This window comes from Pelomicrobium sp. G1, assembly GCF_051905455.1.
Taxonomy (GTDB): Bacteria; Pseudomonadota; Gammaproteobacteria; order Burkholderiales; family UBA6910; genus Pelomicrobium.
In genome coordinates this window covers 92705-104054 of the sequence record NZ_JBQACR010000015.1, presented here as the reverse complement: position 1 = coordinate 104054, position 11350 = coordinate 92705, and the positions used below count along the sequence as shown (strand labels likewise).

General features: G+C 64.1%; 11 protein-coding genes. 4 read left to right on the top strand and 7 right to left on the bottom strand.

The window, feature by feature from the left end; genetic code table 11:
• The first annotated feature begins 111 nt into the window (after positions 1-111).
• Both ACTFO6_RS14330 and ACTFO6_RS14325 read left to right on the top strand, forming a co-directional pair.
• Positions 112-1095 carry a sigma-54-dependent transcriptional regulator gene (locus ACTFO6_RS14330; RefSeq protein WP_439935124.1) on the top strand — a complete coding sequence of 328 codons (984 nt, stop codon included), beginning with the start codon at positions 112-114 and terminating at the stop codon, positions 1093-1095.
• Entirely contained in the window at positions 1079-1444 is a 366-nt protein-coding gene (locus tag ACTFO6_RS14325; protein ID WP_439935123.1) for a helix-turn-helix domain-containing protein, read from the top strand. The genes ACTFO6_RS14330 and ACTFO6_RS14325 overlap by 17 nt, the downstream gene beginning before the upstream one ends.
• A gap of 884 nt (positions 1445-2328) precedes the next feature.
• Here the strand turns inward: ACTFO6_RS14325 and clpA are convergent.
• Complete coding sequence (gene clpA, locus ACTFO6_RS14320) at positions 2329-4587, bottom strand: ATP-dependent Clp protease ATP-binding subunit ClpA (RefSeq protein ID WP_439935122.1); 2259 nt, start codon at positions 4585-4587, stop codon at positions 2329-2331.
• A 2-nt stretch (positions 4588-4589) separates the two neighbouring features.
• Positions 4590-4898, bottom strand: coding sequence for an ATP-dependent Clp protease adapter ClpS (gene clpS / locus ACTFO6_RS14315; RefSeq protein WP_333840974.1), 309 nt, complete (start codon positions 4896-4898; stop codon positions 4590-4592).
• Positions 4899-5307: 409 nt separating this feature from the next.
• Here clpS and ACTFO6_RS14310 point away from each other — a divergent pair, with 409 nt between their 5' ends.
• The gene (locus tag ACTFO6_RS14310) at positions 5308-5514 is read left to right on the top strand and encodes a cold-shock protein (protein ID WP_439935121.1); all 207 of its coding nucleotides are present in this window, start codon (positions 5308-5310) and stop codon (positions 5512-5514) included.
• Between the two features lie 69 nt (positions 5515-5583).
• Here ACTFO6_RS14310 and icd read toward each other — a convergent pair whose 3' ends face one another.
• Positions 5584-6855: an NADP-dependent isocitrate dehydrogenase gene (gene icd, locus ACTFO6_RS14305; protein ID WP_439935120.1), complete on the bottom strand. Its 1272-nt coding sequence runs from the start codon at positions 6853-6855 to the stop codon at positions 5584-5586.
• Positions 6856-7422: 567 nt separating this feature from the next.
• Between icd and aceA the strand changes: the two genes are divergently transcribed.
• Entirely contained in the window at positions 7423-8733 is a 1311-nt protein-coding gene (gene aceA / locus ACTFO6_RS14300) for an isocitrate lyase (protein ID WP_439935119.1), read from the top strand.
• Positions 8734-8776: 43 nt separating this feature from the next.
• On the opposite strand, the gene ACTFO6_RS14295 is transcribed toward aceA, so the two are convergent.
• The 4 genes from ACTFO6_RS14295 to coaBC are packed head-to-tail and all read right to left on the bottom strand — an operon-like array spanning position 8777 to position 11344.
• A complete protein-coding gene (locus ACTFO6_RS14295; protein ID WP_439935118.1) occupies positions 8777-9256 on the bottom strand; it encodes a DUF192 domain-containing protein in 480 nt (159 codons plus the stop codon).
• Positions 9226-9609, bottom strand: coding sequence for a sirohydrochlorin chelatase (locus ACTFO6_RS14290; protein ID WP_439935117.1), 384 nt, complete (start codon positions 9607-9609; stop codon positions 9226-9228). Before ACTFO6_RS14290 ends, ACTFO6_RS14295 begins: the two co-directional genes overlap by 31 nt.
• 7 nt (positions 9610-9616) lie before the next feature.
• The gene (gene dut / locus ACTFO6_RS14285; protein WP_439935116.1) at positions 9617-10063 is read right to left on the bottom strand and encodes a dUTP diphosphatase; all 447 of its coding nucleotides are present in this window, start codon (positions 10061-10063) and stop codon (positions 9617-9619) included.
• 51 nt (positions 10064-10114) lie between these two features.
• The gene (gene coaBC / locus ACTFO6_RS14280; RefSeq protein WP_439935115.1) at positions 10115-11344 is read right to left on the bottom strand and encodes a bifunctional phosphopantothenoylcysteine decarboxylase/phosphopantothenate--cysteine ligase CoaBC; all 1230 of its coding nucleotides are present in this window, start codon (positions 11342-11344) and stop codon (positions 10115-10117) included.
• Between the last annotated feature and the right edge of the window lie 6 nt (positions 11345-11350).

The window sequence follows — 11350 nt, the reverse complement described above, 5'->3', positions numbered from 1 at the left end:
AAACCGGATTGGAGCATCGTCGTTTCTCGCGTTTTGTTGTTGGGGCGTTAGAATGAGTGAATTATTAGAGGTTCCCTGAATTCTATTCTCATCATCGACGATCAACCCGGGATGCGCCGTACCCTGGAAATCCTGCTCCGGAAAGAAGGTTACCAGGCGGTCTCGGTGGGAAGCGGCGAGGGTGTAGTTGAGCTATTGCGAGATCTCCAGCCTGAGGTGGTCCTTGCCGATCTCAAGATGGAGCCTTTGTCCGGCATCGACGTCCTGCGGGAGGCCAAAAAACACTCGCCGAGAACGGCGGTAATCATCATGACTGCCTACGGCACGATCGAATCAGCCGTGGAAGCCATGAGATTAGGGGCTTTCGACTACATCACCAAGCCGTTCAAGAACAACGAAATCGTCCTCAAGGTAAAGAAGGCCTTGGAAAAAAGCGCTCTGTTGAGCGAGGTCCAGCGCTTGAGGCGGGAGGTCGATCCCGTCTTCGGCGCCTATCCGCTGATCGCCGAAAGCCCGGCGATGAAGGCGGTGCTGGAACAAATCCAAAAGATCGCGCTGACGCCCCTCACCGTGTTGATTACGGGCGAGACTGGCACAGGGAAGACGCAGATCGCCAAGGCGATCCATTACAACAGTCCGATGGCGAAAGGCAGGTTCGTATCCATAAACGCCGCCGCAGTTCCGGAACCTTTGCTGGAGAGCGAACTCTTCGGCCACGAAAAAGGCGCTTTTACCGGCGCCATTCACAGTCGCAAGGGTCTGTTCGAGGAGGCGCATCGAGGAACCTTGTTCCTGGATGAAATTGGCACGCTATCCGCCAATCTGCAATCCAAACTGCTGGGAGTGCTCCAGGATCGAGAGATCAGGCGGGTGGGTGCAAATCGCCATATCGCCGTCGACGTGCGCGTCATCGCCGCCACCAACACCGATCTTGAAGAGGCGGTTGCCCGAGGAGAGTTCCGCCGTGACCTGTTTTACCGGCTCAACGTCGCCAGGATCCATATGCCGCCCTTGCGCGAACGCGCGGGAAGACATCGCTCCTTTGGTACGGTATTTCCTGTCTGCTCTGTCTCAGCGAATGGGCAAGACTTATGAAATCGGCCCGGAAGCTCTGGATCTGCTTCTCAAACACGACTATCCCGGCAACATCCGTGAGCTGCAAAATGCCTTGGAATGGGCGGTGGCGGTGTCTCCCGGCCCGTTACTGCGCCCAGAAGACCTCCCGGAGCCCATACGAGTCGGCCAGCCAATCCAGCCGGTTCCCTCACGAACACAGGCGCCACGCACCCTGGACGAGCACGAGAAACAGCTCATCACCGACACCATTGCTCGCTGCCAGGGAAATCTCGGCGAAGCGGCGAAAATTCTGAACATCGGGCGCACGACGCTTTGGCGCAAAATGCGCGAGTACGGCATAGGAAAAAAATTGAATGGGCGGTCCTAAAACGGTCCAAAGTCATCGAAGTATCCACTGCGGATCCTCTACCCGCGGTTTCCGCCCCCACGGACGGGAAGATCACCTTTCGAGCAGCAAGACAGGGGCATTTCGATTAATTTTTTTCGCTTGGACATGCCTTTTCGCACTAGACGCGTCTGCTGATGCCCCATACGCGAAAATTCTTTCCCCGACGGATGGGGCAGTCCTTAGCGGAATTTCTCGTCATACCCTGACTTACGAGATTAACCCTGGGGCCAAGGGAAATCACGTCCACGTCGTGATCGATGGACGGGAAGTCGGCATCCTGCGAAAACGGACTGGTACCTATCGCCTAGAGGGCTTGGCGGCCGGCGCAAACGAAATATGCCTTAAAGTCGTGAACAAGGCCCATGCCCCTATCGGGGTCGAGCACTGCATCCGGGTCGTGGTCGAAAAATAGGAGACACATCTGGAAGACAGCCTCGCATATGCGCTGCTGCAGGTCATTCACAACTTAGGGGCAGCGGCTGCCGTGGGGGCGCCGTTTTTCTCTCTGTGGCCAGCAAAGGTAGCGGAAGCTGTCCGGGCGAAGCTCGCGCGCCTCCTCTGGGTAGCCTGGGCTGTACAACTGATAAGCGGTCTGCTGCTTGGAACGGCCAGTCTTTATTACTACGGCCGGCTGCCGGAGCTACAATTGGTCGCGGCGGCTGCACTCTCAGTAAAGATCGCTTGCGCTGTGCTGGGGCTCGCGACCGCAACGGTGCTAGTAAGCGCGATCTGGCGACGCAAACCGCCTCACAGCGATGCCGTGTGGTTCTTGCTCTTGGTTCTCGGCGCGATGGCGCTCACCGCGGCTGCCTTTCTCCGCTGGTTCTCCTGAGCCCAAGGCTCGGGAGGGCGGGGGGATATGGCTACACGACTTCCACCTGGTCGTCGGCGAAGTTGAGCCGCACTTTCTCGTTCTCGTCGATGTCCACCGTCACCTTGCCGCCGTTCGCGAGCCGCCCGAAGAGCAGCTCGTCCGCCAGCGCCCGGCGGATCGTGTCCTGGATCAGCCGGGCCATGGGACGGGCCCCCATGAGGGGGTCGAAACCGCGCTTGGCGAGGTAATCCCGCAGAGCCTCGGTAAAGGTGGCCTCTACCTTCTTCTCGTGGAGCTGTTCCTCGAGCTGCATGAGGAACTTATCCACCACCCGCAGAATGACCTCGTAGGACAGGGGCGAGAAGGAGATGATGGCGTCCAGGCGGTTGCGGAATTCCGGTGTGAACAGGCGCTTGATCTCCGCCAGCTCGTCCCCTTGAGTGGTGGACGGGGTGAAGCCGATGGACACCTTGGTGAGGGACTCCGCGCCCGCGTTGGTGGTCATGATGAGCACCACATTGCGAAAGTCCGCCTTGCGCCCATTGTTGTCGGTCAAGGTGCCGTGGTCCATCACCTGGAGCAGGATGTTGAAGATGTCCGGGTGGGCCTTCTCGATCTCGTCCAGCAGCAACACGGCGTAGGGGTGCTTGATGATGGCTTCGGTGAGCAAGCCCCCCTGGTCGAAGCCTACGTAGCCCGGCGGGGCGCCGATCAGGCGCGACACCGCGTGCCGCTCCATGTACTCGGACATGTCGAAGCGGATGAGTTCGATGCCCATGGCGTAAGCGAGCTGGCGCGCGACCTCGGTCTTCCCCACCCCGGTGGGGCCGGAGAACAGGAAGCAACCGATGGGCTTCTGCGGATTGCCCAGGCCGCTGCGGGCCATCTTGATGGCGGCCGCCAGGGCGTCGATCGCCTGGTCCTGGCCGAACACTACCGCCTTCAAGTCCCGATCCAGGGTCTTCAGCGCCTGGCGGTCGTCGCTGGAGACGTGCTTGGAGGGAATGCGGGCGATGCGGGCGATGATCTCCTCGATCTCGTGGCGCGTGATCACCTTCTTCTGCTTCGACTTGGGCAGGATGCGCTGGGCCGCGCCGGCCTCGTCGATCACGTCGATCGCCTTGTCGGGCAGATGCCGGTCGTTGATGTAGCGGGCGGAGAGCTCCGCCGCCGTCTGCAAGGCCGTGGCCGTGTACTTGACGCCGTGGTGGGCTTCGAAGCGGGACTTGAGGCCCCGCAAGATCGCCACCGTCTCTTCCACCGTGGGCTCGCTCACGTCGATCTTCTGGAAGCGGCGCGACAGCGCCCGGTCCTTCTCGAATATGCCCCGATACTCGTTGTAGGTGGTAGCGCCGATGCACTTGAGCTGGCCGGAGTTGAGCACCGGCTTCAACAGGTTGGAAGCATCCAGCGTTCCGCCCGAGGCGGCCCCCGCCCCGATTAGCGTATGGATCTCGTCGATGAAGAGAATCGCGTTGGGGTTGTCCACCAGTTGCTTGAGCACCGCCTTCAGGCGCTGCTCGAAGTCGCCCCGGTACTTGGTGCCGGCGAGCAGCGCCCCCATGTCCAGGGCGTAGACCCGGGCGTTCGACAGGATATCGGGCACCTCCCCTTCCACGATGCGCCGGGCGAGCCCTTCCGCGATGGCGGTTTTCCCGACCCCCGCCTCGCCCACCAACAACGGGTTGTTCTTGCGCCGTCGGCACAGGGTCTGCACCACCCGCTCCAGCTCCCGCTCGCGCCCGATCAGCGGATCGATCTTGCCGGCGAGGGCCTGGGCGTTCAGGTCCGTGGTGTAGGACTCCAGCGCCCCGCCCGGGGAGCCGTCGGCTTCGGCCTCGCTGTCGGTCTCGGCCTTACCGGCGTTCGCCTGGGGCACCTTGGTGATGCCGTGGGAGATGTAGTTGACCACGTCCAGCCGGGTCACCCCTTTCTGATGCAGGAAATAGACCGCGTGGGAGTCCTTTTCCCCGAAGATGGCCACCAGCACGTTGGCCCCGGTCACCTCTTTCTTGCCCGAGGACTGGACGTGGAGGATGGCGCGCTGGATCACCCGCTGGAAGCCCAGGGTGGGCTGGGTGTCCACCTCGCCGCTGCCCGGCACTCTGGGGGTGTGCTGGTTGATGAAATCGGTCAACAGTCGGCGCAGGTCTTCGATATCGCAAGCGCAGGCGCGCAAGACCTCGGCCGCCGTCGGGTTGTCCAGCAGCGCGAGCAGCAGATGCTCCACGGTGATGAACTCGTGGCGCTTCTGCCGGGCCTCGACGAAGGCCATGTGCAGACTGACTTCAAGTTCCTGCGCGATCATTCCTAGGTTTCCTCCATGACACACCGGAGCGGGTGCTGATGCTGCCTCGCGAAAGCCATCACTTGCTCCACCTTCGTAGCCGCGACGTCGCGCGGGTACACGCCGCAAACCCCACTGCCTTCCCTATGGACTTTGAGCATGATCTGCGTCGCCCGTTCGCGGCTCATGAAAAAGATGGTCTGGAGCACCGTGACCACAAAGTCCATCGGCGTATAGTCGTCGTTGAGCAACACCACCTTGAACAGGGGCGGCGGCTTGACCCGACTCTTCTGCGGCTCGAGTACGACACCTTCCCGATTTCCGGCAGCCATGGCAAATGGCATCGAGTACGGCAAAAAACACAGCACAACTCGCCCGTTAATACTTGTCGATTGCGAAGGATTTTGCAAGTCCCCGGGGACGCTTGGCGCCGCGGGGCCGACGGTCGGCCCCGGGACCCCCGATCCGGGCCCCGTGCCCGACCCTTCACGTGCCAAGGTCAAGTCCCGGGGATCTGCCCCGGCGGGTCGATCCGGGAAGCGCCCCCGGCGACGACGCCCGCCGCCACCCTCCAGAACCCGCCGGAGGCTTCAGGAAATTGACTGGGACAGGAGCTTGGCGTAAAAAAACCCGCTCGGGCACCGGATTCCGGGGTGGACGGGCAAGCGCAGCAAGCCCGCCCTGGCAGGGTCCGCAACCCGCCCGGTCAGGACTGTTTGATTGTTTATCATGGAGATGTAGATGGCAACCGGTACTGTGAAGTGGTTCAACGACGCGAAGGGCTATGGCTTCATCACCCCGGACGACGGCAGCGAGGATCTGTTTGCCCACTTTTCGGCGATCAACATGAGCGGGTTCAAAACCCTCAAGGAAGGCCAGAAGGTGAGCTTCGACATCGTCCAAGGCCCCAAGGGCAAGCAAGCCTCCAACATCGTGACGGTCTCCTGACCGGGCGGAACAGCCAGAAATAAAAAGCCCGCCCCTCGGCGGGCTTTTTTTGGGGACCTTGCCGCCGCCTCAGCCGCCGGCCGCCTGCCGGCTCCCCGCCCCGCCCATCCGCTCGATCATGGCCTTGCCGAACCCGGAGCAGGACACCTGGGTCGCTCCTTCCATGAGCCGGGCGAAGTCGTAAGTCACCAGCCGGGCCTTGATCGTCTCCTCCATGGCCCGGAGGATCAGGTCGGCCGCCTCGATCCAGCCCATGTGCCGGAGCATCATTTCCGCCGATAGGATGATGGAACCCGGGTTCACGTAGTCCTTGCCGGCGTATTTGGGCGCGGTGCCATGGGTCGCCTCGAACATGGCGACGCTGTCGCTCATGTTGGCGCCCGGCGCGATCCCGATCCCCCCCACCTGGGCCGCCAGGGCGTCGGAAATGTAGTCCCCGTTCAGGTTCATGGTGGCGATCACGTCGTATTCCTCGGGACGCAGCAAAATCTGCTGCAGGAAAGCGTCCGCGATCACGTCCTTGACCACGATCCCCTGAGGCAGCTTGACCCAGGGCCCCCCGTCCACCTCCGTGGCCCCGAACTCCCGCTTCGCCAGGGCATAGCCCCAATCCCGGAAGGCTCCCTCGGTGAACTTCATGATGTTGCCCTTATGCACCAGGGTCACCGAGCGGCGCTTGTTGGTGATGGCGTACTGGATGGCCTTGCGCACCAGGCGCTCGGTACCTTCCCGGGACACGGGCTTGACGCCGATGCCGGAGGTGGCGGGGAAGCGGATCTTCCTGACCCCCATCTCCTCCTGGAGGAAGCGGATCACCTTGCGCGCCCCCTCGGATTCCGCCGGCCACTCGATCCCGGCGTAGATGTCCTCCGAGTTCTCCCGGAAGATCACCATGTCGGTCTTCTCCGGGTGCTTGAGGGGGCTCGGCACCCCCCGGAAGTAGCGCACCGGCCGCAGGCATACGTACAGGTCCAGCTCCTGGCGCAGGGCCACGTTGATCGACCGGATGCCTCCGCCCACCGGCGTGGTGAGGGGCCCCTTGATGGACACCACGTATTCCCGCACCGCCTCCAGGGTCTCGTCCGGGAGCCACACGTCCTTGCCGTAAACGCGGGTGGACTTTTCCCCCGCGTAGATTTCCATCCACACGATCTTGCGCTTGCCGCCATAGGCCTTGCGGACGGCGGCGTCCACCACCTCGCGCATGACCGGCGTGATGTCGACGCCGATCCCGTCGCCCTCGATGAAGGGGATCACCGGCTGATCGGGAACTTCCAGGGCCCCGCGGGGCAGGACGCGGATTTTCTGTCCCTCGGACGGGATCTTGATGTGCTTGTACATGCGAGCTCCTTGGGAGAGTAGGAAGTGATGAGTCTTATATCTTATATAATACCTGAAAGAGGCGGCGACCGGCGGACACCCTTATGCCTGGACTTTCCCCTACCTTAGGAGATTTCGTGGGGGCCGCCAAACCCCCGCTCGAGCCCGCGGGCGGCGAGCGGCCGTGAAACGGCGGAAGCTGATTTCGAATCATGGAAAATCGAGGGTCGTAACAACGGTAGGTAACTGAATTTACTGCGAAGAGGTTGTCCTTGTTTTTTTGTTGCATAGCATCATTGACCCTGATTAGACTGGAAGAGCTTCACGTGCTTCCCGACGTCCACCCGCAGAGGGAGGCAAAGACCGGAATCGGCACCACCTCCGCCGATTCCCTGAGGTCCGCCAGATCCGACCTCTGGCTGCCCCCGTGAAAGGGGCGTTTCCGGGCATCCGGGGCGTCCCGGCCAAGATCCGGTTGCGAGCGGTATTCCGTCCACCCGACGCGGGCCCCTCGCCTCCGGCCGGCCGACGAGACGCGGGGAGTTTCCCTGCGAACCCACCTAATTTCTGATGCAGAGGAGAGATTAGATGAGTCGTGAACAGGAGATCGCCCAGCTTAAAAACGACTGGGCGAAAAACCCCAGATGGAAGGGGATCCAGCGGCCCTACACCGCGGAGGACGTGGTGCGTCTGCGGGGCACGGTGCGCATCGAATACACCCTCGCTCGGCTGGGGGCGGAAAAGCTCTGGAAATACCTGAACACCGAGCCCTACGTAAACGCCCTCGGCGCCCTCACCGGCAACCAGGCCATGCAGCAGGCCAAGGCGGGCTTGAAGGCGATCTACCTGTCCGGCTGGCAGGTGGCGGCGGACGCGAACGACAGCCTGGAGATGTACCCGGACCAGTCCCTGTACGCGGTCACCAGCGTTCCCAACGTGGTGCGCCGGATCAACAACACCTTCGTCCGCTGCGACCAGCTCCACCACGCGGAGGGCAAGGATGAGATCGACTGGTTCGTGCCCATCGTCGCCGACGCGGAAGCGGGTTTCGGCGGGGTGTTGAACGCCCACGAGCTCATGAAGGACATGATCGAAGCGGGGGCGGCCGGGGTGCATTTCGAGGACCAGCTCGCCTCCGCCAAGAAGTGCGGCCACCTGGGCGGCAAGGTGCTGGTCCCCACCCAGGAGGCGGTCCAGAAGCTCATCGCGGCGCGCCTCGCGGCCGACATCCTGGGGGTGCCGACCGTCCTTCTCGCCCGCACCGACGCGGAGGCGGCTACGCTGCTCACCTCGGACGTGGACGAGCGGGACAAGCCCTTCGTCACCGGAGAGCGCACGGCCGAAGGCTTCTACCGAGTGCGCAACGGGCTGGAAGCCTCCATCGCCCGGGGCCTCGCCTATGCCCCCTACGCCGACCTCATCTGGTGTGAAACCGGCAAGCCCGACCTCCAGTTCGCCCGGGCCTTCGCCGAGGCGATCCACCGCCAGTATCCGGACAAGATGTTGGCGTACAACTGCTCCCCCTCCTTCAACTGGAAGAAGAACCTGGACGACGCCACCATCGCCAAGTTCCAGCGGGAGCTGGGCGCCATGGGCTACAAGTTCCAGTTCATCACCCTGGCGGGCTTCCATGCCCTCAACTACAGCATGTGGGAGCTGGCCCATGGCTACGCCCGGGAAGGCATGACCGCCTACGTGCGGCTGCAGGAGGCGGAGTTCGCGGCGGAGAAGCTGGGCTACACCGCCACCAAGCACCAGCGGGAAGTGGGCACCGGCTACTTCGACGAGATCACCCAGGTGATCCAGGGGGGCGCCTCGTCCCTCACGGCCCTCACCGGCTCCACCGAGGAAGAGCAGTTCCAGGACCCGAACCGGCCCAAGCTGAAAGCGGCGAGCTGATCAGGCGTTGAGCGCCACAGCCGCACCCTCGGGTGCGGCTTTTTTATTTCCGCTCTCGCACCCGGCGCGCAGCGGCCTCCAGGCCCTCCACCCGGTCCCCCGGGCCGATTCCCCGGGCGGCGAACCAGCCCCGGTTCACTTCCAGGGCGTAGGCGGCCGGAGCCGTGGAGGAATGAAGGCGCTCGCTCAAAGGTTCCATGTCGGCGATGTTGATGATGATCCCCTGGGGATCGATGAAAGCGACCGAGAGGGGGATGATCGTATTGGCCATCCACATGCCCTGGATGGCAGGGGTTTCGAAAACGAACAACATGCCTTCCCCCGCGGGCAGCCCCGTCCGGTGCATGAGCCCGCGGGTCCGCTCGGCGAGCGTGACCGCTAGCTCCGCCCGCACCGCATGCCCGCGAATCGAAAGGGTCACCCACTCGGCGGCTGCCGTCGTCCCTGCCCATAGCAGAAGCCAGACCGCGGCGAGGCTCGCCCCCGGGCGGGTCATGGCCTTCGATATTGCGCGCACACCCATTCGGCAATCGCCCCTTGAAGCTCCTCCGCCTCGCCGAGGGCGGGCGTCACCCGCAGGCAGACCTGGGGATGGCGCCGGGAGAGGGCCTCCACCAGCGCCGGCAGGTCCCGCTTGAGATGGCCGCCCGGGGCAAGGAACAGGGGCGCCAGGGTAATGCGGGCGATCCCTTCCTCAGCGAGGCGCGCTACCGCTGCCTCCAGGCTGGGCTCCATGAGCTCGAGAAAGGCGAGCTCGACCCGCACGCCGGGAAGGCGCTGCGCCACCCCCAGTCGCACCGCCTCCAAGGGCGCGCGCCACTCCGGGTCCCGGGCGCCGTGGGCGAAGAGGATGACCGCGGAACTCACCGCCGCCACTTTCCGCTCAGTGCCGGCCCGTGCTGCCGAAGCCGCCCGCGCCGCGAAGGCTTTCGACGAAAGCGTCCACCAGGTTGAATTTGACCTGCACCACCGGTACCACCACGAGCTGGGCGATCCGCTCCAGAGGGTTCAGGAGAAAGGGTTGGCTCCCCCGGTTCCAGCAGGAGACGAAGATCTGGCCCTGGTAGTCGGAGTCGATCAGGCCCACCAGATTGCCCAGCACGAGCCCGTGCGTGTGCCCTAGGCCGGAGCGGGGAAGCACCAGGGCGGCGTAGCCCGGGTCCTTGAGGTGCACCGCGAGCCCCGAGGGTACGAGCTGGGCCTCCCCCGGCTCGATGGTCATCGCCCGGTCGATGCAGGCGCGCAGGTCCAGCCCCGCCGATCCAGGGGTGGCATACTCGGGCGGCAACGCCTTCAGGCGCGCATCCAGGATCTTCACGTCGACGATCACAGGGAGCCTCGGAGAAAAAGGTTTGCTGGATCTGGAAGGGACATGCTCTTACTAGCGGGCCGCGCGGGCGCCCGCTCCCGAACGCCGGCGGCGCCATTCGGGCCAAAGGACGGCGATGCGGCCCACGAGGGCCCGCGCCACCTGGAGCTTGGATCCTCGGGATAGCGGGTGGCGGCCTTCGTCGTCGAACAACACCACCTGGTTCTCCTCCGCCCCGACGGCCTCCTGGACCAGGTTCGCTGCAAGCAGCGGCACACCCTTGGCCCGGCGCTTGGCCTCGGCATGTTCTTCCAACCGTTCGCTCTCGGCGGCAAAAGCTACGCAGAAGGGAGGCTCGGGCAGGCTCGTCACGTAACCCAGGATGTCCGGATTGGGGACGAGCTCCAGCGTCAGGCCGCCGCCTGATCGCTTGATCTTGTGCTCCCTCGCCCGCGCCGGTCGGAAATCCGCCACCGCCGCCACGGAAACGAATAGATCGGCGTCCGCCACCCGCGCCTTGACCGCCTCCAGCATCTCTTCCGCGCTCACCACGTTGTGGCGCGTGACCCCATAAGGGGTGGAAAGGCTCACGGGGCCGGCGATGAGGGTCACCTGCGCCCCCGCTTCCCGCAGCGCCCGGGCGATGGCAAAGCCCATTTTTCCCGAACTCAAGTTGGTGACGCCCCGCACCGGGTCGATGGCCTCGAAGGTGGGGCCCGCCGTCACCAGGGCTCGTAGGCCCGCCAGCGCCTTGGACTGGAAGACCGCCAGCGTCGCCTCCAGCAGCTCGTCGGGCTCCAGCATGCGGCCCGGCCCCACTTCGCCGCAGGCCTGATCCCCGCTCCCGGGTCCCAGGATTTCCACCCCATCGGCGGCGAGCTGGGCCATGTTGCGCCGGGTCGCCGGGTTGTCCCACATCTGCCGGTTCATGGCCGGGGCCACCAACAGCGGGCACTCCCGGGCGAGGCACAGGGCGGAGAGCAGGTCGTCGGCGAAGCCATGGGCGAGCTTGGCCAGGAAATCGGCGCTCGCTGGCGCCACCAGGATCGCCCGGGCAGCCCGGGAGAGTTCGATATGGGCCATGTGGTTTTCGACCCGGGGATCCCACAGGTCGGTATAGACCCGGCGGCCGGAGAGGGCTTGGAAGGTCGCGGGGGCGACGAAGCGGGTTGCCGCTTCCGTCATCACCACCTGGACACTCACCCCTTCCTGCACCAGGAGACGGGTGAGCTCCGCCGCCTTGTAGACGGCGATGCCACCGGTCAGTCCGAGGACCAGATGTCTGGTCTGGAAATCATCCATGACGCG

What these genes read in the sequence shown, in the direction of transcription:
- ACTFO6_RS14330 (WP_439935124.1), top strand. Translation starts at nt 112, where the DNA reads ATGCGCCGTACCCTGGAAATCCTGCTCCGGAAAGAAGGTTACCAGGCG.
- ACTFO6_RS14325 (WP_439935123.1), top strand. Translation starts at nt 1,079, where the DNA reads ATGGGCAAGACTTATGAAATCGGCCCGGAAGCTCTGGATCTGCTTCTC.
- clpA (WP_439935122.1), bottom strand. Translation starts at nt 4,587, where the DNA reads ATGATCGCGCAGGAACTTGAAGTCAGTCTGCACATGGCCTTCGTCGAG.
- clpS (WP_333840974.1), bottom strand. Translation starts at nt 4,898, where the DNA reads ATGGCTGCCGGAAATCGGGAAGGTGTCGTACTCGAGCCGCAGAAGAGT.
- ACTFO6_RS14310 (WP_439935121.1), top strand. Translation starts at nt 5,308, where the DNA reads ATGGCAACCGGTACTGTGAAGTGGTTCAACGACGCGAAGGGCTATGGC.
- icd (WP_439935120.1), bottom strand. Translation starts at nt 6,855, where the DNA reads ATGTACAAGCACATCAAGATCCCGTCCGAGGGACAGAAAATCCGCGTC.
- aceA (WP_439935119.1), top strand. Translation starts at nt 7,423, where the DNA reads ATGAGTCGTGAACAGGAGATCGCCCAGCTTAAAAACGACTGGGCGAAA.
- ACTFO6_RS14295 (WP_439935118.1), bottom strand. Translation starts at nt 9,256, where the DNA reads ATGGGTGTGCGCGCAATATCGAAGGCCATGACCCGCCCGGGGGCGAGC.
- coaBC (WP_439935115.1), bottom strand. Translation starts at nt 11,344, where the DNA reads ATGGATGATTTCCAGACCAGACATCTGGTCCTCGGACTGACCGGTGGC.